This is a genomic window from Fodinibius salicampi (assembly GCF_039545095.1).
GTDB lineage: Bacteria > Bacteroidota > Rhodothermia > Balneolales > Balneolaceae > Fodinibius > Fodinibius salicampi.
In genome coordinates, this window is the sequence record NZ_BAABRS010000002.1 from 455,358 (window position 1) to 476,531 (window position 21,174).

Sequence of the window (21,174 nt, forward strand, 5' to 3'; positions counted from 1 at the left end):
AGTTAAGTGGGAAAATAAGAGTGGGCTCTTTTTGGCTGGTAGTTTAATATCCATAATGACGCACATGGCTTGGATTTTCGCGCCACTTTTCGCGCACCTTTACGTGTAAATCCAGGTATATTTTTTTATCAACAAACTTCTGGATGACTTCCCGTGCATTTTTTCCAAGCTTTTTGATTGCTTTGCCTCCCTTGCCAATGAGGATTCCTTTCTGTGATTCACGGTTTACAATAATATCCGCACTGATATAATCCAGATCATCGCGTTCATCGTACTGCACGATATTAATGGTGGAGGAATATGGTATTTCCTGGTGGTAAAGCAGAAAAAGCTGTTCCCGAATCATTTCGGCCACAAAAAAGCGCACTGGCTGCTCGCTGAGCATGTCTTTGGGATAGAATGGCGGTCCGGATGGGATATCTGCCTTAATCGTATCCATCAAGTTCTGGAGTCCCTCCCCGTTGAGGGCCGAAACGAAAAGCGTGTCATCAAAATCAAATCGTTCCTGAATGTTGTTGGCAACGACTTCCGCCTGCTGTTCCGAAGTTTTGTCAATCTTGTTAATTACCAGGAAAATCTTCTTGTTTTTCATCGAGGAGAACATTTTAAAAATACGTCCCGGTACTTCATAATCCGTTACATCCACAATCAGTAAAATGATATCGGCATCGGTACGGGCACGATCTACCGTCTTCATCATCGCTTTTTGGAGTTCATAACTCGGGTCAATAACGCCGGGCGTATCCAGAAAGATAATCTGCATGTCTTCTTCGGAGTGGATGCCCAGAATCTGGTGGCGTGTAGTTTGGGGTTTGTGTGTGGTGATCGAGACTTTACTGCCGAGCAGGCGATTCATCAGCGTGGATTTGCCGGCGTTGGGTTTGCCGATGATAGCTACGTAACCGGATCGATGATCTTTGGTATTTTCCATAGGTAATAAACTTAATGATGGGAAACATCAATTGCTCCCATTAGGGGTTATGCATTCTCCATAATTTGCAAAAACTTCTTAACGGTCGTATCCAATCCATAAAAAAGGGCCGAAGAGACCAGGGCGTGGCCAATACTGATATCATGTAGATGGGGTACGGTTTCCACCAGCGGTTTCAGGTTCGTAAGATTAAGTCCATGGCCGACATTCACTTTCATGCCAAGATCGTGGGCTAAAACCGCTCCCTTTCTTAACCGCTCCAGCTCGTGCTTTTTCGACTCTTTGTTCGGAGCGTTCGCATAGGTTCCTGTATGCAGTTCAATGGCATCACTGCCTAACTCAGCCGCTAGTTCAATATCTTTCTTATTCGGATCAATGAAAAGACTAGTAGCAATATCGGTTTCCCGCAGCCGGGAAAATACCCGCTGTTTAAAATCCTCAAAAACCGATGCCATATCTAATCCGCCTTCCGTGGTCAGTTCCTCCCGGCTTTCCGGAACCAGTGTAACCAAATGGGGATCTACCTCAATGCATACATCCAGCATCTCGTCAGTAGCCGCCATCTCAAAATCGAGCGTACCCTGCACCTGTTTTTTTAATTTGTGTACATCTTCATCTCTGATATGCCGCCGGTCTTTTCGCAAGTGAAACACAATGCCGGTTGCACCTGCTTTTTCGCATACTTCTGCGGCCTCAGTGGGATCGGGATATCCTTCTCCGCGGGCATTACGGAGTGTCGCAACATGATCAACATTTACCAAAAGTTGCATATATTTATGCGCCTTATTTTTTATAGTTGTAATTAAACCTTTAAATATAGATCATTTAGTGGAGTAGTTTAAGCTGTAATACAAAGAAAATCATGATTTCTCCGAAGAATATTGTTAACATTTTCCTGGCAGGATGCCTGTTGATCGGGTGCGGAGTGGCCCGCCAGACGGGCAAACCGGTAGCCTCGCAAGCTTCTGAGGATTCACAATCCCCGAATAAAGAAGAAAGAACCGAGGATAAAGCCGGGTTTGGGCAAGATTCCATCACGGCAATGAGCGTTTCCTCGAAGGCGAATAGCACCGAATCATTATTGGAGCAAGCCTACAGCGAATGGAAGGGCACGCCCTATGTTTTAGGTGGTTACTCTTCCAATGGAGTCGATTGTTCCCGTTTCGTCAACATTGTATTTGATGAGTATTTTGGAAAGGAGCTGCCAACCAATACCCGTACTCAGCTGAATGTGGGGAATGGCATCCGGCGGGCTGCTATCCAAACCGGTGATTTAATTTTCTTTCGAACGGGACGAAAAACGCTCCATGTGGGCATTGCCATGGATGAGAAACAATTTATGCATGCTTCAACTTCAAGCGGGGTAACTATAAGCAAGCTGAACAAAAAGTATTGGGCCAATAGATACCTTGGGGCCAGAAGAGTCTTGTAAACGAATTGTTGTGCACGAGTAATTCTCATGCATGTCAAAACTGCTGTTACATATTTATTCATAACAATGTTAGAAAGTCATACACTAACACTAATTTTTTCCTCTTAACTTGTTTTCTATGCGTTCATATATTCGAATACTAGTATCTCTTTTAATCGTTGGAAGTGTTGTTGCCTGTACTAATGAAGATCAATCCCCGAACTATGTTCCTGTGGAGCAGTCTGAATTCCGTACCGAACACGATGGGAAGCAGATTGATCTGTATACGCTGGAGAACGAAGAAGGTATGAAAGTGCAAATTACCAACTACGGGGGAAAGATCGTTTCCTTGTTAGTGCCCAACCGCAATGGTGAGCTTGGCGATGTAGTACTGGGATATGAAACGGGTCAGGAATATATTGACGGTATAGCTTCTCTTGGAGCCACTATGGGACGCTATGCCAACCGGATTGCGAATGCCCAGTTTAATCTCAATGACAGTACGTATTACCTGGATGAAAATAATGGTGCACATTCCATTCATGGAGGGGAACAAGGCTTCAGGCACCAGGTATGGGATGCTGAGCAGATAAACGACCAGACCCTTAGGCTGACCCTTTTCTCAGAGGATGGGGAAGGAGGATATCCGGGGAATCTGGATGTGAGTGTTGTCTATACGGTCACCGATGATAATGAACTTAAACTTGAATACTCTGCCAGCACCGACAAGCCTACCTTCCTGAATATGACGAATCACGCCTTCTTTAACTTGAAAGGAGAAGGGGAAGGAAAAATTTTGGATCATGAGCTTTATGTAGATGCTGATCAGTTTACGCCGGTAGACTCGACTGCCATTCCCATCGGTGAGTTGCGCGATGTAGAAGGAACGCCCTTTGACTTCAGGGAAACCACGCCCATTGGTGCCCGTATTGATGCTGATAACCAGCAGCTTGAGCATGTAGGAGGTTATGATCATAATTTTGTACTAAATAAGGATTCGGGAGAAATGGATCTGGCCGCCCGATTAATAGAGCCCGAAACCGGACGCATTATGGAAGTGTTTACCACCGAACCCGGATTGCAGGTATATACCGCTAACGGACTTACCGGCGAAGGCAACCAGGTTGGGAAAGGAGGACATGCTTACGGTCCGCGATCGGCCGTTTGTCTGGAAACCCAGCATTTCCCCGATTCGCCCCATCATTCCCATTTTCCTTCTACCTTAATAACTCCGGATGATGATTACAGTTCTACCACTATTTATAAATTCGATACAATGGATTGATGATTGCGGAATCGGTTTTAAAGAGAAGGGGGGCATATAAATAAGGAAAAACCGCTCTTAAAATTTTAAATGGGACCGATACTGCTGATAAAATATTTGATATTGCGAGAGCAATATATGATCAATGAGTATATGGCAACATCATGAACTGTATAGAGATTTGAATAAACTCTGTAACTTAGACTTTTATAATACTTGTTTTAAGCCGTGCTTTTTTTGTGGTGCGAAACTTAACTCAAGGGCTCTAGATGTTACTGAGTTTACCCATGCCCCGGATCTTATTTCAATGTTCAAAACAGATCTTCTTGATGTAACAAGAAGAAAATTTCCAGAATATTTCACAGATCTTCCAGATTCATATTTTGAGATCCTGGATAAGGAATCTTCTGATTTATATTCATATTGTTATGCATGTGAATTTTGCGGTTGGTGGATTGCTGACTATAGAGGATTTCTTGCAGCTAAAGATATGATTTGGGAGGTTATAGCAGGAGTATCAGCTGTACTAAAGGAATTCGATATATCTGATATATCTACTCCCATTCAGGATATTCGATCTTTCCTGTCCGGAAGATATAAGACTCGGAATATATTGCATCCCATTAAATATGAAGAAGTGGTTGCAAGTGTTTTTTCAGATTTGGGATATGATGTTAAGTTGACAAGTTATAATCATGATGATGGGATTGATATTTTACTTGAAAACGACTCAGATTGTATAGGAGTTCAGGTAAAAAGGACCAAAAATAAAATTCAGATTGATACAATTCGCTCATTTGTTGGGGCATTGATATTAGGAGGATTTACAAAAGGAATCTTTGTGACGACTTCGGATTTCACCAAAGTTTCTAGAGCCACTGCCGATATAGCAAATAAAAGTATTATACCCATTGAGCTTTGGGATGCTTCCAGTTTTCTAGAGGTATTGAAAGTTGCACAAGTATCTTGTTTCGATTTTGATTCTATTCTTAACTCAGTTTTAAAAACTGAGTTTTGGACTCCAATTGCTTTTTGTAATCTAAATTCGCTCTAATATTTCAGATTTAGATTTAGCAAACTAACTAGTCAAAATTGCACAGGTATTTTAATGTTCATAAACGCTTTAATGATATCATATAGATTTTAAAGTATCTCCATTATGAAAACGCTGTTAACGGTTATTTTGTGCCTGCTTGTTTTCGGCTGCTCTCAGCATAAAGAAGGAGAAATCCAAGTAGATCTAGAAAGGGTAGTGACGGAAGCTGAGTCCGGGGAACGGGGATATGGAAGAAAGAGCAATATCTTCTTTGAAGATTTGAATAAGGACTTTATCTATCCCTCGCAATGGGAATATCCGGAGGTTGCTGTTTTATCGCGAGGGGATGACTTTAAGAACATTCATGTATTGAGACATGAAAATAATAAGGGTGATACTACATATTATGTAGATACAAACGCTAATTCGGACTTTACTGATGAAGATAGTCTCTATTTTGTCCGTCAGGGAGATCGTTTGGTTGCAGATGCTTTAGTTGATATTTATCCGGAATCGTTAAATGTCGACAGCATTCGGGTACATTTTCAGGTTGTAAAAATCGATGATTGGAGATACGGCCGAATTAGCGAACATAGAACGGGCACGCTCAATTTGGGTGGAGAATCTTTTGATATTCTTCTTCGTCCCCGCTCTAAAGAAAAGCCCATATATCAACGAGACTCTGGAACTGTCTTATTTCTTGACGCTAATAAAAACGGGGAGTTTGAAGGCCAATGGCAGATTACCGATGAGGGGGGCATTAGTATCCAGCGAAAAGATTGATATTACCCAACCTTTTCTGATTAATGGGAATACGTATGAAGTCAGTTACATTGATTCAACGGGATTCCAAATTTTTCTGCAACCAAGTAATGAAACAGAAGCCCCGGTTCGCGGGTTAACGGCACCCAACTTTCAGGCAACAGATCTGGAAGGTAACGAGCATAACCTGCATTCGTATTTTGGGGAACCGGTCCTCTTGGAGTTTTGGTCTAAATACTGTCCTTATTGTAAAGAGGTAAGACCTGATTTAAACCAACTGCAAGAAGAATATTGTGAGGATTTTACACTTATGACGATGGCCCGGGAAACAGACCGGAATGAGCTGAAGGAACATCTGAAAAAGAATCCTAAGCAAGGCATATTTGTTCTTCGTAACGATGAGGCCTGGAATACCTTTAATCCCATTACCGCTACACCTACTTTTTATTTAATCGACAGTGACGGGACTATCAAAATGAAAGGGATAGGAGCGGAAAAAATTGAAGTCGTTGAGAAAATGCTGCAGAACCTATTATAGAGAGGGATATTTAAAGTTCGTCACTTGGTTAAGTGTTGTCTTTTTATTGCTTATCATAGTAAAAAACTGTTCTTTGATTGGATTTCTAAAACAAATCTGTTATAGTGGGAAAAAAGCACTAATTTTTTAAATAAGCCTTTATAGATAAGGGCTTATATCATATGCAGGATTGGGGGTCGCTATGCAGGTACGGTATAAAAAACAAGCGTATCAGTTGGCTAACATCGGACACTGGGAGCTGGATATAGAAAATGAAGAACTTTACTGGTCTGATGAAATAAAAAAGCTCCACGAGGTTGATTCCGATTATACCCCGGATTTAGAACGTGCTATTGAGTTTTATAAAGAGGGAGAGTATCGTAAAAAAGTTCGTTCGGCTGTAAATTTGGCCATTGAAGCAGGAGAGCCATTTACTTTTGAGTCCAAAATTATTACACACAAGGGCAATGAGCGATGGGTTAGAGCAATAGGTGAGCCTAAGATGAAGGAGGGCAAGTGTATTCGCCTCTTCGGAAGTACACAGGATATTACCGAGCTTAAAAAGACGGAAAAGAAAGCCCGGAAAGCTCAGCAAAAGCTGCGCGACATCATTGAGCATAGTACGGTAATGTTTTATCGACACGATACTGATCACCACCTACAGTATCTCAGTCCACAGTCAGAATATTTTTTAGGATGTACGCCTGAAGAAGGAAAGCAAAAGTGGACGTCATTTGTTACAGATCATCCTAAAAATAAAGAAGGTCTTAAGAAGACCGAAAAGGCTATTAAAACGGGTCATCCCCAGCCTCCTTATGAGCTGCAGTTAAAAAGAACTGATGGTCGGACAATTTGGGTCAAAGTCAATGAATCTCCTATCACCGATGAGGGAAAGACTGTGGCAATGGTAGGGTGTATGACGGATATCACAGAGCTTAAAGAAAAGGAATCTCAGCTGCGAAATATAGCCAATAATATTGATGGTATGGTTCATCGATACCAGCGATTTCCGGATGGACATGATGAATTTATTTATGTTAGCGAGGGCGTCAGAGAGTTGCATGAAGTTACTCCCAAAGAAGTGCTGGCTGATTCTGGTGTCTTGTGGTCACAGATTGATGACGGATACATTGAGGAGGTGAGAAAATCGGTAGATATTTCGGCCAGGAATTTAAGTAAATGGAATCAAAAGTGGAAGATAGAAACACCGAGCGGAAGGGAGAAATGGATCCATGGCCGGGGAACGCCCCAAAAGAAAGAGGATGGAAGTATTATCTGGGATACCATTCTGTTGGATATAACAGAGCAGGAACAGGCAAAAAATAAGCAGCAGGAGCTTTATCGCATTATAGAAGAAAGTCTGAATGAAGTTTATATTTTCGAAACAGATTCTCTGGAATTCGTCTACTTCAATTCATTGGCCAAGGATCATACCGGCTATACAGAAGATCAGATGCAGGAAATGACACCGTTGGATCTTATTGAAGATGCAGAAATTTGTCAGAATTTTGATAAATATCTAAGACCGTTAGATCTTGCTAATAAAGAAGTAGTGACATTTAGCACAATCCACAAGCGTTCTGATGGGTCTGTATATCCGATAGATGTACGATTGCGGAAAGAGGGATACAATGGCAAGCCAGTATATGTGGCCGTAATACTGGATATTACCAATCAGAAAGAATTGGAAGATCATATTAAAAGGCAGGTCTCGCTTTTGAACCATATTTTGGATAGCCTGCCGGGACTATTCTATATGGTTGGTGAAGATCTTACCTTTTCCAGAACAAATAAAAATGTTGAAAAGTTGTTTGGGTTATCGGCTGAGGAATTACAGGCAACAAATGCGTTATCTCTTGTAGCACCCCGCGAGCAGAAGAGGGCAAAACGACTGATAGGAAAAGCATTTCAGCAAGGATACGCCGAGCTGGAAACGATATTAATAGGAAAGGACGGGAAAGAGTATCATTACTACATGAATGGAAGTCAGATAAAACTGGCTGATAAAAATTACGTAATAGGCAGTGGAATTGATGTCACAAAGCGGATAAGAACAGAAGAAGAAAACCGGGTATTACTTCAGGAAATTCACCACCGGGTAAAGAATAATTTGGCTATAATTTCTGGTCTCCTGTCTCTTGAGTTGCAGGAATTATCACAAGATAGTTACGGCCAAATGCCTCTTGAAAGAAGCATAAATCGTATTCATTCCATTGCCAAAGTTCATGAACTTTTGTATCAGTCCGCAAGCTTTTCATACGTCAACGTCAAAAGATATATATCTGAGTTGACGGATACGGCTATGATGACTCTCCAAAAAGGCGATAATATTCATATCCACCTGGAGTTAGATGACATTGATATGAATATTAATGAAGTAATTCCCTTGGGAATGTTGATGAATGAATTATTGACAAATTCCCTGAAATATGCCTTCAGTGAGGAGGGGAAGGGTGTTATAGAAGTTAATGTTTGCAAGAGCGGAGATCGCTACGAGGTACATTATCAGGATGATGGACGGGGATTTGACAGGAGGGATTTTGATAATTCAGAAACCCTTGGCCTAACCATTGTTAAAATGTTGTTAAAGCAGCTCGAAGCAAAATTTGATGTGGATACAGAAGATGGATTTGAATTAAAATTCAGCTTTAAGGAAAAGAAAACCGGATCCCATTCAAATATGTAACTTATGATAAACTTTGAATACCGGATGATGTTGTTCCTTGTTTAATATTATTATGGCAATAAAGGAAGCGGATATACTGGCCAATACAGAAACGCTAAACGAGTCTTCGCTCAGGGAGTTATACTATTGGCTGCAGTACGAAAAGCACACGTGGATGTTGGGAGGAGGAATTGTTTGGTTTCCCTATGGCTTAATTATGCTGGGTCTTAGTGTATTAGCGGTTTTGTTTACCCCATTTATGCTTTGGCAATTGTTCAGGGCAAAATGGTACAAGTCAATTATCGTCTTTTTGGCAGTCGTGATTCTGCCATTCGTTATTAATCAGTTTATTCCGTTGGAAAGTTCTGTTTTCGGTTTTTTGTTGTCAGTGCTCCCTCTTTTGAATTTCTATATTTATACCTGGCTACTTAGTTATATGGTTGGGGAATACCTTTCTAAATTTGACTTTTTTAAAAGGTTTGATCTGGAGCAAAAGATAAAAGATAAAAATCTGGGTAAAGAGCATTCTTAGATAGAAAATAAAGGGATTTCAATATTGTCTATGTGGCTACCTGACGTTCTTTTAGGGAAAACTACTAATCCTAAGTACAGGAGAAGACGAGAATTTGGATGTTTTTCAGCTCGTATTTGTTTAAAAAAATATCTTTTTGCATAAAAGGATTTGATATTGTACTCTTTTTTTCTGGGATAGGTTGCCAAGTACTAATGATCCTCTTAGTTATAATCCTCAATGTGTTGGGGGATGATACTGTTGGCGACAAGCCAAATATTTGAATTTGACGGGATACTAAGTCTTATAATACAAATTAATTCTTTTGGTTCATGTTGAGGGAATATCTTCCCCTATCATTGATTTGATAAATAATCTTAATCGTTTTAAAATCTTTCTGAAAAAATGACAAAAAAGAACATAATTTTCTCTTCGGTTGTTACACTCCTATTTTGCCTTTTTATTCAGGCATCTGTAATAGCTCAGGATGTGGATGTGCAGATGTCAGAACAGGAAGTCATTGCACTAACACCTGAGTGGGAGGGAGAGCGCTATCCGGATGGACGCCCGAAAGTTCCTGAAGGAATCCTGGAACGCATGGAAGAAGTGACGCTCGAGGAAGCCTGGGCAGTACTGCGTAATGAGAACTTTGAGCACCAGTATACCGAAAATTGGGAAACCATCAACCCAGATAGTGTACTGGTTGGACGGGCGCTAACCGCAACTTTTATGCCCGGCCGGCCCGATGTGCAGAGAGTACTTGAACGTGCAGGAGAAAAAGCCGGTCGGACGGGATCCCAAAACGCCTGGCCGGTAGCGATGCTTAAGCAGGGGGATGTTTATGTGGCTGACCAATTCGGAGCTCATGAAGATGGGCCCACTATCGGCGATAATGTCGGAAATGCTATTTATACCAATTCCGGTAATGGCATTGTCTATAATGGGGCCCTCCGTGATGTAGCGGGGCTGAAAGAAATCGAAGATTTTACTTCCTTTTTCCGCAGTTACCATCCGTCTCATCATCTTAATAATCCGGAGGGTGAACTCAATACTACCCTGGTAAGCATTAATGCCCCAACCCGCATTGGAAAAGTGATGGTAATGCCGGGTGATATAGTGCTGGGACGAGATGGAGGAGTTATATTTATTCCGCCGCATCTGGCCGAGCGAGTAGTTACAACCTCAGAGATCGTACGGCTTCGGGATATGTTTGGCCAGCAGCGAATACGGGAAGGGGTTTACGGGGCCGATCAGATTGATGCCCGCTGGACGGAAGAGATCGAAAAAGATTTCTCACAATGGCTCGAAGATCATATGGATGAACTGCCGGTTCCGAAAGAACAGATACAGGAGTTGCTGGATGAGCGAACCTGGTAGGTGACACAGGTGAATGGCTGCCATTCAGGAAATGTAATTTATAAATCTTAATACAATTCTATCATGGAAAATTCAGACAATAAGTATTCCCGAAGGTCTTTTTTATCTAAGGGTGTGCTGGGAGCGGGAGCGCTTGCAGCGGCACCCTTTGCCGGTATGGGCAAGGAGCTGGAAAGTGCTGTGAAAAATACGAAAAAATACTCCCGCCCCTCTGATCTCGAGATCACCGATCTAAAGGTAGGGTACATTCGCGGCGGCAGCCATCTTTTTGTCAAGATCTATACCAATCAGGATATCGTTGGCCATGGTGAAGGGGCCGATGCTGTTCGTGGAACCGATCAACTTGTATTAGGATGGGGAAGGAGATTAAAGGGGCGAAATCCTTTAAATGTGCATCGTCTGTTTTACGAGATACGGAGAAGTGGGGTTTTTGGCGGCGCTCAATCGGGGATGTATCTGGCAGCCCTGGCAGCGGTGGAAACGGCTCTGTGGGATCTGGCAGGTAAAGCGTTGGAAGTTCCGGTATATCAAATGCTGGGTGGAAAATTTCGCGACCGGGTACGGGTGTATATGGATACGGCTCTGTATCAGTCGAGTCAGCCTTCTCCCCAGGATTTTGCAGAAAATGCCCAAACGGCTGTGGATTACGGAATGACGGCTGTTAAATTTGATCTGGATCAAGCCAATGATCCAAATAGGTGGGACCGGTATAACTGGACGGCCAGCCAGGGAGAAGTGGAACGAATGTATAACCAGATTGCGGCTGCCCGCGAACAGGTGGGGCCCGATGTTGACCTCTGTTGCGATATGCACGGTCGTTATGATCTTCCCTCGGCCAAACAAATAGCCCGTAAATTGGAGCCCCTGAATTTAATGTGGCTGGAGGATCCAATTCCGGCCGAAAATCCTGAGGCGTACAAGTATATCCAGGAGGAAACCACTACCCCTTTGTGTACCGGGGAGAATCTATATCTCGCTAATGACTTTCGCGAGCTTTTTGAGATCGGAGCCATTGACATGATTATGCCGGACCTGCAGAAGTGCGGGGGGCTGGGAGAAGGGCAGCGGATCGCTAATCTTGCCCAACTCTATTACATTCCCTTTGCACCACATATGGTGTCTTCCTACCTGGGGGCGATGGCTTGTGCACATGTCTGCGCCTCTGTGCCTAATTTTATGATCATGGAGTGGCAGATCTATTTCCACGAAGATGAAATGTTCAAGGAAATCGTTGATTTTGAGGGCTCGATGGTTGATGAGGATGGATATCTGCCGGTATCCGAAAAGCCCGGTATTGGGGTAGAGATTAATGAAGAAGGAATGCGCAAGTATGCTACGGAGGGATATCCCTTTTTTGAATAACCAATCGATTTAGTCGGGTGCTTCCATGTGATCAGTCCGGCTGCAAATCAGCATGGAGAAGTATCCGGTATCTTTAACTCTCACCCGGATCGATTTTATCCAGGCACTATTTGATAATCTTTTTGAAGTATAAAATGTAAAATTATTAAAGATAATTACCTTTAGATGAATCTACTGTACAAGATTTTACGATTTGTAAGCCTTATTTGCTTTGGGTTGATATTTGTGCTGTTAATGTTGGGTTACAGTTCGGGAATAATTGGGATATTTGTTGTTGCCATGTTTATAGCCTTGGCAATAGGAGTTCGGGGCACGGATACGATATTCAAAGATTTCGCCTTTTCCATTTGGGTATTTGCTTCTGTAGCAGCGGCTATGTTTTATCCAGGGTATTTTACTGAACTTCGTGGTTTTGAGTTGAGTGCTCTTATTGTGCCACTTATCCAGATTATTATGTTTGGCATGGGGACCTCGTTGAGTATTCAGGATTTTGTGGAGGTAGTAAAGATGCCCAAAGGAGTTTTGATTGGACTTCTTTGCCAGTTTACGATTATGCCCGTTCTCGGAATTACGTTGGCTCTGAGTTTTGGATTTTCTGCGGAAATAGCAGCCGGTATCGTATTGATAGGTTCTTCTCCCGGAGGAGTTGCTTCAAATGTGATGGTTTATATTGCCGAGGCAAATTTGGCTCTGTCGGTCACCTTAACAGCTGTCGGTACCTTGTTGGCTCCTATACTCACTCCATCACTTATGCAGCTCTTGGCCGGACAATTTGTCCCCATCAACTTTTTGGAGATGATGTGGAGTATCATCAATATGATTATTCTGCCTGTTGTGCTTGGCATTTTGTTTAATCGCTATCTGCACGGCAAAGCCAAATGGCTGGATGACATCATGCCCACTATTTCAATGACGGCCATTGTCGTAATTCTTGGCATTATGACGGCTGGAGGTCGGGATTCCATTCTAACACTCGGATTTCTGATTATTCTGGCAGGCATACTCCATAATTTATCCGGTTACTTTTTGGGCTATTGGGGATGCCGCCTGTTTGGAATGGATGAAAAGTCATGCCGTACCATCGCCTTTGAGGTTGGTATGCAAAATGCCGGAATGGCGTCGGGTATTGCTGTTGAAATGGGTAAGATCGCAACAGTTGGGGTGCCATCTGTCATTTTTGGTTCATGGATGAATGTTTCAGGTTCCGCTCTTGCAAATTGGTGGCGTCGCAAGACACTGGTTGATGAGGCGGAACAGGACCATATTGCAGAGGAAGGACAGTAAGCTTCCTAAATTACTGATTCGACTGCCATGTTGAATTTATTATATAAATTGTATTGGCCGTATCAGTACAATAAGAGGTAGCTTAAAGAAAAACTTTCCCTAAAAAACAAAGTGTGAAATTAATTCATCCTAATTCTAGTTTTCTTTCTTCATAATAATCCATAATCCAATTAAGAAACCTTGGAAATAACGGAAACTTATAACGCTTCACTTGTTAAGAAGCTGCAGAATCAGATCGTGCTTATTAAATACGGCGGTAACGCTATGAGAGATGATAATGTAAAGAGGAATGTTATCTCTGATATCATAACGCTCAGGGATAACGGGATAATACCAGTTATTGTGCACGGTGGCGGACTTGCTATCAAAAAGCTGCTGGATGAGGTAGACGTAGAATCGGAATTTATTGAAGGTCACCGCAAGACTGACAGCCGGACAATGGGATATGTGGAAATGGCCCTAAGTGGCAGTGTCAATTCAGAGATCGTTAGGATGATCAATGCCGCCGGACATAAGGCTGTGGGAATATCCGGTAAGGATGGAGGCATGGTTACAGCACAAAAACGCGTCCATAAGCTAACGGTGGACTGTAAAGAACAGGAAGTTGATCTCGGTCATGTTGGTGATGTTAAACAGATTAATACGGCCCTTGTGAAAACACTTATTAAATCAGATTATATTCCTGTAATTTCACCTGTAGCCTCCGGCGAAGACAACCGTGATTATAATATTAACGCCGATATGTTTGCTGGACACATGGCGGGCGCCTTAGATGCTGCATGTTATATTGCCCTGACCAATGTTGATGGCCTGCTTACTGACAAAGATGATCCAAAATCACTTGTAAAAGATATTACGTTGGAAAAAGCCGAGGCTGAAATGGGAAAGACCATCGTAGGTGGAATGATTCCCAAGGTAGAATCTTGTATAATTGCACTGAAGGGTGGCGTGGAGTCAGCTCGTATTATCAATGGAACCAAAAAGCGGAGTATCTTAGAGGAACTTTTTACAGAAGGGCGTTCCGGCACGCTCATCAGTAAGGAAACTTGATTAATATAAAAGCTGGAAATTTCTGTTTATACTACTGTCAAACTGATTAATCAAACATAAAATATTACACTCATGCCAGATCACGCACAGGAAATTGCAAATGATTATCATGTTGATCTCTACGGAAGATATCCTCTAACTCTCACCGAAGGGAAAGGGATTTATGTTAAGGCAACAAATGGCAAAGAGTACCTGGATGCCCTGGCCGGCATTGCCGTGAACAGCGTAGGGCATTGTCATCCCAGGGTTGTTAAAGCGATACAAGATCAAGCAGCTAAGTTAATTCATATCTCAAACTTTTACTACAGCGAGCCCCAGAGCGAACTGGTGAAATTGCTGGCAGAAGTATCCGGACTTGACCGCGCCTTTCTGTGTAACAGCGGTGCCGAAGCGGTAGAGGGATCTATAAAACTGGCCCGAAAATATGCATCGACCAAAGAAAAGAAGGGATCAATTATATCAATGAAAAATTGCTTCCACGGGCGTACGCTCGGGACCATTGCCATGGGGAAGGAAAAATATCAGAAAGGATTTGGACCACTGCCCGGTGGATTTGAACAAGTGCCGGAGAATGATATTAGTGCGATTAAAAGTAAGATTGATGATGAAACTATTGGAGTAATCATAGAACCTATACAAGGTGAGGGAGGTATTCATCAGATTGAATCAACGTATTTAAAAGAAGTAAGAGCGTTATGTGATCAACACGATGCCCTGCTTATCCTGGATGAGATTCAGTGCGGTATTGGTCGTACGGGCAAGATGTTTGCTTATCAACATTACGATATTAAACCTGACATCATAGCATCAGCCAAAGCTCTGGGCGGTGGATTCCCCATAGGAGCTGTTATCGCTCAGGAGAAAGTAGCTTCGGCTATCAGTCACGGTGAGCATGGAACTACATACGGCGGTAATCCACTGGCTTGTGCTGCTTCTCTTGCTGCATTAAATACCATTATCGATAACGATTTAGCCGAACAAGCAACCGAAAAGGGCGAATACTTTATGGATAAAGTCCGCACCGTAGCCAAAGATTGGGATGCCATTAAAGAAGTGCGCGGAAAAGGCCTGATGATAGGCGTTGAACTTAACTTTGAAGGCGGAAAAGTTGTTGAAGAAATGATGGAGCGAGGAGTGCTTTCGAACTGCGCCTCCGATACAGTGATGAGAATTGTGCCGCCTCTAATTATCACAAAGGATGAACTGGACAAAATATTTGATGTACTCGTTGAATCTATAAAAGAAGTAGAGAAAGAACATGCCAAAGCATAAAATAGGAATTGTTGGAGCTACCGGTTATACCGGTTCGGAACTGGTTCGTTTGCTGACGAATCATCCCAAGGTACAGATTGACATAATAACCTCGGAAAGCAAAGCAGGACAGAAGTTTTCGGAAGTAAATTCCCATTTTAACGGGTTGACCGACATGGTACTTGAACCGCTTGAAAAGCTTCAGGACTATGATCTCGATCTTGTTTTTCTGGCGCTGCCCCACGGCGTTTCCATGGATTTTATTAAGGATTGGGGATATGAGGATTTTCGGGTAATCGACCTTTCCGGGGACTTCCGTCTACAGTCGGCAGAAATATATGAGCAGTGGTACGGGAAGAAACACTTAGATCCCGACTCCATCGACGACGCAGTTTTTGGACTTTCTGAATTGTTCCGGAACGAGATACGCAATGCCCAACTGGTAGCCAATCCCGGCTGCTATCCCACGTCGGCAATACTGGCTCTGGCTCCCCTGTTGAAAAATAATTTTATCAATCAGAGCAATATTATTGTCGATTCGAAATCGGGAGTGACCGGGGCCGGGGCAACGGCCAGCCCCAAAACCCATTTCCCCGATGTATTCGGAAATTTTTCGGCTTACGGGCTTCGAAATCATCGTCATACTCCGGAAATTCAAACCTCACTTGAAAGGTACAGCGGTGATAAGACAGAAATTCTCTTTACTCCCCATCTGATTCCAATCGACCGGGGAATTCTGACGACCACATATTCCACACCCAAACGGAAGTTAGATAAAAAATTTATTGAGGATACCTTGTTCAGCTTTTATGAAAAAGAGCATTTTATACGGGTTGTTGATGATCCCCCGAATGTTAAAAATGTTCGTGGGTCCAATTATTGCGATATTTACGTTACTTATGATGAGCGAACAAACAAGATTGTCACCGTTTCTACGATCGACAATCTTGTAAAAGGAGCAGCGGGGCAAGCAGTTCAAAATATGAATATTATGTTCGGATATATTGAACGCACCGGACTTGACATCATCCCGCTGAGTCCGTAATCCAATTGTATTTGTTATCAATACCAAATTATTAACCAATATACATTTTAGTCAGACATGCTGAATAATATTACTCACGTTCGAGGTTTTAAGTGTTGGGGCGCTCACATGGGCATTAAATCCAAACGGAGAGATATTGCCCTCATCTATTCCGAAGTACCCGCGACGGCTGCGGCTGTATTCACCCAAAACGTATTTTGCGCTGAACCAGTGAAGCTAAGCCGCGAGCATATAAAAGGTGGCAAGGCCCAGGCTTTCATCATTAATTCAGGAAATGCAAATGCCTGTACCGGCGAAGAAGGATGGAAAGGGGCTGTAGCGATGGCGGAAACGACGGCAGAGCTTCTTGGTATCCCAAAAGAAAGTGTTCAGGTTGCTTCTACCGGACTTATCGGAGAACCCTTCCCGACCGAAAAAGTGCTGGATGGAATTCGCGAGTGCGTAAAAAAACTATCTGATCGTGAAATGGCGGGATCTCTGGCGGCCAACGCTATTTTAACAACCGACACCTACGCCAAAGAAGGATTCACTTCCTTTGATATCAACGGGACGAACATTAATATGGCCGGGATAGCTAAAGGATCCGGTATGATTCATCCGAATATGGGCACTATGCTGGGCTTTATTACTTGCGATATTGCTATCTCCCAAAGCCTATTGGATGAAGCACTCCGCAGTGCCGTCAACAAAACATTTAACATGATTACCGTTGACGGGGACACCTCCACAAACGATATGGTGGGCATTATGTGCAACGGGATGGCTGGCAATGAAAAAATAACCGAAAAGGACAAAAACTACGAGAAATTCTATAATAATCTGGAAGAGCTTTGTACTCATCTGGCCAAGTTGATCGTTTCTGATGGTGAGGGATCCACCAAGTTGATTGAGTATCAGGTACGACAGGCGGCTACCGAAGAGAAGGCGCGAAAGATCATACGGACCGTTTCCGATTCAAGCCTGGTTAAAACGGCTGTATTCGGTTCCGATCCCAATTGGGGTCGAATTGTCGGAGCTGCCGGACGTGCAGGGGTAAGTTTTGATCCCGATAAACTTGACCTGTATATCGGTTCAAATGCCGAGAACAGCGTGCAAATTCTTAAAAATGGGCAACCTATAAAAGAAGCCCGCTCCGAGGTCAAAGAAGCAATGAAGAATTCGAATATCGTCATAATCCTTGATCTCAACGAAGGATCGGTTAGCGCTACAGGATGGGGACCTGACCTTTCTTATGAATATATCCGTATCAATGCCGAATATACTACCTAATGTTATAAATTTAGTTTAGCTATAGTGAGCTGAATGTACTTCATCAGTAATATTGGGAGATTTCTATAAATCCGGAATTTCTGCCTGTTTATTATTAGAGGCAGAAAAGTTTAGGTATGAAAGAGTATAAACGATAAGCTTATAAAATTAGTTGTACAACCTTATCACGATCACGGGATTTTGAATCAAATATAATATTTATGTCAAATTGTGTTGTCCTGCTTGGATGGAGTCTCCCTGCCATTGAAAGCGTAGAGAAACTGGATAAACCTTATGTAGTTGTCAGTTTCCCCGATTTTGAAAATTATGCCAACGAACATGATATTCCTTTTGTAAGCTGGGATTTTAATCACTGGGATGAAACCCAAAACTCCCTGCAGCTTGCTGAAAAGCTAAAAGCCTTTGATGCGGATTATGCGGTACCTCTTTTTGAGGAAACGGTGGAATGGGCCGGAGCATTAAATTCGATTTTCCGTGAAGATCCCAGGCTAATGAACCGGTCTTACCTGTTCCGAAATAAAGCTATGATGAAGCGGAAGGCACTATTAGCCGGTTTGCGGGTCGGTTTATTTGAAGAGGTATACAACACCTCGCAAATCCATCAGTTTATGGACCGACTCAATGAAGCTAACCTACAGCTGGAGGGCGAAGAGGATGCATGGATACATCTGAAGCCTTTTGCCGCAGCCGGGACCGTAGGTCATAAACTGCTGCGCTCCCGCAGTGATATACAGGATAAAGTTGTTGATAAGGATTTTCCCTGCTTGGTTGAGAGTCATCTACCTGGAAAGGAGTTTTCCTGTGAGGCTTTTATCCATGAAGGGGAGATTAAATTTTTGAATATTACTGAATATGTCCGTCTCGGATACTCCAATTTTGTACCGGCGGGTCCGGAATTGCAGGAAAAACGTCCGGCAATCAAAAAGGCAATGCAAAAGCTGGTAGATTCTTTTGGTATAGAATACGGAATGATTCATCCGGAATGGTTTCTCACAGAAAACGATGAGTTGAGCTTTGGAGAGGTAGCCTGTCGCATACCGGGGGGACATATTCTGGAACTGGTGAGCAAATCATATGGATTTGATGCCATACAGGCTCTTGTTTTATGCAGCGATCCGGGTACAACTTCGGAGGAACTGGACGACTTTTTTCCTGATGATACTAAAACTGATGTCTATCACGGAAGCCTGATGGTGTATCCTAAACGAGGTCATATCACCAAGCTGGAATTTCCGAAAGAGCTGGAAGAAGACTCGTATTTTGAAGAGCATACGCTTTATCCGCCAAGTCCGCATAAAGTGAATGACCGCGAAGGATTTGGGAACCACTATGGCACTATTTTCTTTAAGGGAGAAGATCCGAAACGGATGCAGGAGTTACTTCGTCATTACCGAGAGGTTGACTTCTATGTATAAGAAAATAATAGCAATACGAATTTAATTTTATCCCCATTTAATGGAGATATCTGTTGACGCTCCTAAAAAGATTATTGCTCAATTTGATAAGGCACTTAAAAATTTGAGTGAGGGGAAATCATTTGGTGTAGAACAGTATAAACCCCGGCTTATGAGTGCCGTCCATCGCCTGACGGAGAGCCCTGATGGTCTTCAGTTTCTATATAATCGTATTGAAGAGCTTTATGAAGCTCAGATCTTTCAGGGATCAGCTTGGGAAGATCCTCATTCATTAGTACCCACCCTGGTAGGGGGCACATTAAAATCAGGCGGCGAAGCAGCAGACTTTGAGATATTGAGTGAATTGCGCCTTCTCGCTATTGCCAAAGGCCGTATTGAGGATGAAAATATCACTGCCGCTGAAGCCCGAACTTTTCTACAGAAAGTTTTGGCCAATAATTTGGAATTTCTTTTTCCGGAAAGTACGGAAGAAGCCCGCAAAACTTCAAAAGAACAGTGGGCCAAGATCAGGCAATTGTTTGAGTTACTGGTAGAGGAAATTCCACTGGAAGGGATAAAGGAAAATCTTCTGGAAGAGGTAGAAATGATCTGTGCTCAGCGGCCGATTGTAACCGACCGCGTACAGCGTATTCTTCAGTTTGTTAAGGAAGAGCTTAGCCTTAATTCAGAATCGGCCACCGACCAAAGTCTTCGTGAATATGTGGATTGCCTGTACAGTCCCACACTTTATTTACGTAATAACCCGGAGTTATCTTTGGAAGCCTATGGGGAATATCTCGAACAGGCTGATCCTGAACAGCTTAAATCAGAATGCCTGCAACTGGGGCAGGCAATGAGTTCAACCGGTTTAACCACTCCGTGGAATAGTATTCTGCTTAACAAGGTGGTAAATCAACCGATACGAATCCATCAGGCGCTTGCTTTGAATCAATCCGGGAAGGCGGAACTGATGAAACATAAAGCATTTGTCAAAGAGCTGATTACCCGAGTTATAACCCCGGCTACCCATAGCAGTATATATGGACTGGGTAAACTTTTAGAGAGAAATTTGTTGTCACACCAACCAGTTGAAACAGGGTTAAAACGCCTTTTAAATTTAAAGATGGACCCTTCGGTCAGGGAAAATATTCTTCAATCTACCCTTGCCCATAAGGCGGATAATCCAACACCGGAAGCACTGCTTACCGCAGATGCCCTGAGTGTGTTGGGACAACCGCTTGGCGTTGGCCAGGGATGGAATCCCACTTGTCAGTCGGCCCGTGGAATTAGTTTGTGGAGCAGTCACGCCCCAGGTAAGCTGCTGAATATGATTATTGCTGCCGCTACCGAGAATAATCTCTCTATGCGTTTCGAAGGAACCGAATTGAACTCATCTGAATTGCTCAAGGGGTTGGCTAAGGAGTTGGATTACCATCTGGATATGGTTTCTATTGTACTGGTACCCCATTTAGACCGCCTGTATAATGAAATGATGCGCCGCTGTGCACTCCGCCCTGAGGATGGCCATAAATGGGTAAATCCGGCAATGTACGGGCACTGGATTCCGAATGGGTTTATGTCGGCTTATAATGTTACGACTGATACTATTACGAACTACGAGGAGTTCGTTCGAACCTTTTATGCTACACATCACCCATCCTATAACGGTGGTCACGATCTAGCCTATCCAAATCCTGTAGGTATCTTTATTACCTCATCAAGCGGTAAGCTTTTGGGATTTCATGCGGTTTCTATTCTTCGCGTCGCAGAACATGCGGGAGAGATGCGTGTTTATTTTCTCAATCCCAATAACGAAGGTCGGCAGACCTGGGGACCGGGACTCGAACCCACCGTGGCCGGAAAAGGTGAGCGCTATGGGGAGTCCTCACTTCCCTTTTACCAATTTGCTTCGCGGATATATGCTTTTCATTATTTAAAAGCTGATCTGGCTGATCCGCAGACCGTTCCGGATAAAAAAGTTTTGCAAATCATTGAAATGGCACGCAACAGTTGGGGCAAGTCTTATACGTGGTCTGATTAACCAG

Annotated in this window: 18 protein-coding genes; 16 read left to right on the forward strand and 2 right to left on the reverse strand. The window is 43.0% G+C overall.

What is annotated here, in order from left to right; genetic code table 11:
- Positions 1 to 43: 43 nt before the first annotated feature.
- Together era and ABEB05_RS09790 are read right to left on the reverse strand one after the other, a co-directional pair.
- Positions 44 to 931 (reverse strand): GTPase Era, encoded by an 888-nt coding sequence (gene era / locus ABEB05_RS09785; protein WP_265789716.1) that lies wholly within the window; start codon positions 929 to 931, stop codon positions 44 to 46.
- A gap of 47 nt (positions 932 to 978) precedes the next feature.
- Complete coding sequence (locus tag ABEB05_RS09790) at positions 979 to 1,701, reverse strand: pyridoxine 5'-phosphate synthase (RefSeq protein WP_265789717.1); 723 nt, start codon at positions 1,699 to 1,701, stop codon at positions 979 to 981.
- Between the two features lie 92 nt (positions 1,702 to 1,793).
- Here ABEB05_RS09790 and ABEB05_RS09795 point away from each other — a divergent pair, with 92 nt between their 5' ends.
- From ABEB05_RS09795 to ABEB05_RS09870, 16 genes are all read left to right on the forward strand, one after another.
- Positions 1,794 to 2,363, forward strand: coding sequence for an NlpC/P60 family protein (locus ABEB05_RS09795; RefSeq protein WP_265789718.1), 570 nt, complete (start codon positions 1,794 to 1,796; stop codon positions 2,361 to 2,363).
- A 118-nt stretch (positions 2,364 to 2,481) separates the two neighbouring features.
- Positions 2,482 to 3,627, forward strand: coding sequence for an aldose epimerase family protein (locus tag ABEB05_RS09800; RefSeq protein ID WP_265789719.1), 1,146 nt, complete (start codon positions 2,482 to 2,484; stop codon positions 3,625 to 3,627).
- 124 nt (positions 3,628 to 3,751) lie between these two features.
- Complete coding sequence (locus tag ABEB05_RS09805) at positions 3,752 to 4,660, forward strand: restriction endonuclease (RefSeq protein ID WP_265789720.1); 909 nt, start codon at positions 3,752 to 3,754, stop codon at positions 4,658 to 4,660.
- 105 nt (positions 4,661 to 4,765) lie between these two features.
- A complete protein-coding gene (locus ABEB05_RS09810; protein ID WP_265789721.1) occupies positions 4,766 to 5,425 on the forward strand; it encodes a hypothetical protein in 660 nt (219 codons plus the stop codon).
- Positions 5,391 to 5,942 carry a TlpA family protein disulfide reductase gene (locus ABEB05_RS09815; protein ID WP_265789722.1) on the forward strand — a complete coding sequence of 184 codons (552 nt, stop codon included), beginning with the start codon at positions 5,391 to 5,393 and terminating at the stop codon, positions 5,940 to 5,942. Before ABEB05_RS09810 ends, ABEB05_RS09815 begins: the two co-directional genes overlap by 35 nt.
- A gap of 181 nt (positions 5,943 to 6,123) precedes the next feature.
- A complete protein-coding gene (locus ABEB05_RS09820; protein ID WP_345694268.1) occupies positions 6,124 to 8,607 on the forward strand; it encodes a PAS domain S-box protein in 2,484 nt (827 codons plus the stop codon).
- Positions 8,608 to 8,659: 52 nt separating this feature from the next.
- The gene (locus ABEB05_RS09825; protein WP_265789725.1) at positions 8,660 to 9,118 is read left to right on the forward strand and encodes a hypothetical protein; all 459 of its coding nucleotides are present in this window, start codon (positions 8,660 to 8,662) and stop codon (positions 9,116 to 9,118) included.
- A 384-nt stretch (positions 9,119 to 9,502) separates the two neighbouring features.
- Complete coding sequence (locus tag ABEB05_RS09830; RefSeq protein WP_265789726.1) at positions 9,503 to 10,474, forward strand: RraA family protein; 972 nt, start codon at positions 9,503 to 9,505, stop codon at positions 10,472 to 10,474.
- A 63-nt stretch (positions 10,475 to 10,537) separates the two neighbouring features.
- Positions 10,538 to 11,836 (forward strand): mandelate racemase/muconate lactonizing enzyme family protein, encoded by a 1,299-nt coding sequence (locus ABEB05_RS09835; RefSeq protein ID WP_265789727.1) that lies wholly within the window; start codon positions 10,538 to 10,540, stop codon positions 11,834 to 11,836.
- Between the two features lie 165 nt (positions 11,837 to 12,001).
- Positions 12,002 to 13,120 carry a bile acid:sodium symporter family protein gene (locus tag ABEB05_RS09840; protein ID WP_345694269.1) on the forward strand — a complete coding sequence of 373 codons (1,119 nt, stop codon included), beginning with the start codon at positions 12,002 to 12,004 and terminating at the stop codon, positions 13,118 to 13,120.
- A 180-nt stretch (positions 13,121 to 13,300) separates the two neighbouring features.
- Positions 13,301 to 14,170: an acetylglutamate kinase gene (argB, locus tag ABEB05_RS09845; protein ID WP_265789729.1), complete on the forward strand. Its 870-nt coding sequence runs from the start codon at positions 13,301 to 13,303 to the stop codon at positions 14,168 to 14,170.
- Between the two features lie 72 nt (positions 14,171 to 14,242).
- Positions 14,243 to 15,442 (forward strand): aspartate aminotransferase family protein, encoded by a 1,200-nt coding sequence (locus ABEB05_RS09850; protein ID WP_265789730.1) that lies wholly within the window; start codon positions 14,243 to 14,245, stop codon positions 15,440 to 15,442.
- Positions 15,429 to 16,466, forward strand: a complete 1,038-nt coding sequence (gene argC, locus ABEB05_RS09855; protein ID WP_265789731.1) for an N-acetyl-gamma-glutamyl-phosphate reductase — start codon at positions 15,429 to 15,431, stop codon at positions 16,464 to 16,466. Before ABEB05_RS09850 ends, argC begins: the two co-directional genes overlap by 14 nt.
- A gap of 57 nt (positions 16,467 to 16,523) precedes the next feature.
- Positions 16,524 to 17,735, forward strand: a complete 1,212-nt coding sequence (gene argJ / locus ABEB05_RS09860) for a bifunctional glutamate N-acetyltransferase/amino-acid acetyltransferase ArgJ (RefSeq protein WP_265789732.1) — start codon at positions 16,524 to 16,526, stop codon at positions 17,733 to 17,735.
- Positions 17,736 to 17,935: 200 nt separating this feature from the next.
- Positions 17,936 to 19,150 carry an ATP-grasp domain-containing protein gene (locus tag ABEB05_RS09865; protein ID WP_265789733.1) on the forward strand — a complete coding sequence of 405 codons (1,215 nt, stop codon included), beginning with the start codon at positions 17,936 to 17,938 and terminating at the stop codon, positions 19,148 to 19,150.
- 40 nt (positions 19,151 to 19,190) lie between these two features.
- Positions 19,191 to 21,170 (forward strand): hypothetical protein, encoded by a 1,980-nt coding sequence (locus tag ABEB05_RS09870; RefSeq protein ID WP_265789734.1) that lies wholly within the window; start codon positions 19,191 to 19,193, stop codon positions 21,168 to 21,170.
- Positions 21,171 to 21,174: the final 4 nt, after the last annotated feature.

Excerpts from the sequence above, each read along its gene's own strand:
- ABEB05_RS09825 (WP_265789725.1), top strand. The coding sequence starts at position 8,660 with ATGGCAATAAAGGAAGCGGATATACTGGCCAATACAGAAACGCTAAAC.
- ABEB05_RS09815 (WP_265789722.1), top strand. The coding sequence starts at position 5,391 with ATGAGGGGGGCATTAGTATCCAGCGAAAAGATTGATATTACCCAACCT.
- ABEB05_RS09805 (WP_265789720.1), top strand. The coding sequence starts at position 3,752 with ATGAGTATATGGCAACATCATGAACTGTATAGAGATTTGAATAAACTC.
- argC (WP_265789731.1), top strand. The coding sequence starts at position 15,429 with ATGCCAAAGCATAAAATAGGAATTGTTGGAGCTACCGGTTATACCGGT.
- ABEB05_RS09865 (WP_265789733.1), top strand. The coding sequence starts at position 17,936 with ATGTCAAATTGTGTTGTCCTGCTTGGATGGAGTCTCCCTGCCATTGAA.
- ABEB05_RS09790 (WP_265789717.1), bottom strand. The coding sequence starts at position 1,701 with ATGCAACTTTTGGTAAATGTTGATCATGTTGCGACACTCCGTAATGCC.
- ABEB05_RS09795 (WP_265789718.1), top strand. The coding sequence starts at position 1,794 with ATGATTTCTCCGAAGAATATTGTTAACATTTTCCTGGCAGGATGCCTG.
- ABEB05_RS09800 (WP_265789719.1), top strand. The coding sequence starts at position 2,482 with ATGCGTTCATATATTCGAATACTAGTATCTCTTTTAATCGTTGGAAGT.
- ABEB05_RS09850 (WP_265789730.1), top strand. The coding sequence starts at position 14,243 with ATGCCAGATCACGCACAGGAAATTGCAAATGATTATCATGTTGATCTC.
- ABEB05_RS09810 (WP_265789721.1), top strand. The coding sequence starts at position 4,766 with ATGAAAACGCTGTTAACGGTTATTTTGTGCCTGCTTGTTTTCGGCTGC.
- argJ (WP_265789732.1), top strand. The coding sequence starts at position 16,524 with ATGCTGAATAATATTACTCACGTTCGAGGTTTTAAGTGTTGGGGCGCT.
- ABEB05_RS09820 (WP_345694268.1), top strand. The coding sequence starts at position 6,124 with ATGCAGGTACGGTATAAAAAACAAGCGTATCAGTTGGCTAACATCGGA.
- ABEB05_RS09870 (WP_265789734.1), top strand. The coding sequence starts at position 19,191 with ATGGAGATATCTGTTGACGCTCCTAAAAAGATTATTGCTCAATTTGAT.
- ABEB05_RS09840 (WP_345694269.1), top strand. The coding sequence starts at position 12,002 with ATGAATCTACTGTACAAGATTTTACGATTTGTAAGCCTTATTTGCTTT.
- ABEB05_RS09835 (WP_265789727.1), top strand. The coding sequence starts at position 10,538 with ATGGAAAATTCAGACAATAAGTATTCCCGAAGGTCTTTTTTATCTAAG.
- ABEB05_RS09830 (WP_265789726.1), top strand. The coding sequence starts at position 9,503 with ATGACAAAAAAGAACATAATTTTCTCTTCGGTTGTTACACTCCTATTT.
- era (WP_265789716.1), bottom strand. The coding sequence starts at position 931 with ATGGAAAATACCAAAGATCATCGATCCGGTTACGTAGCTATCATCGGC.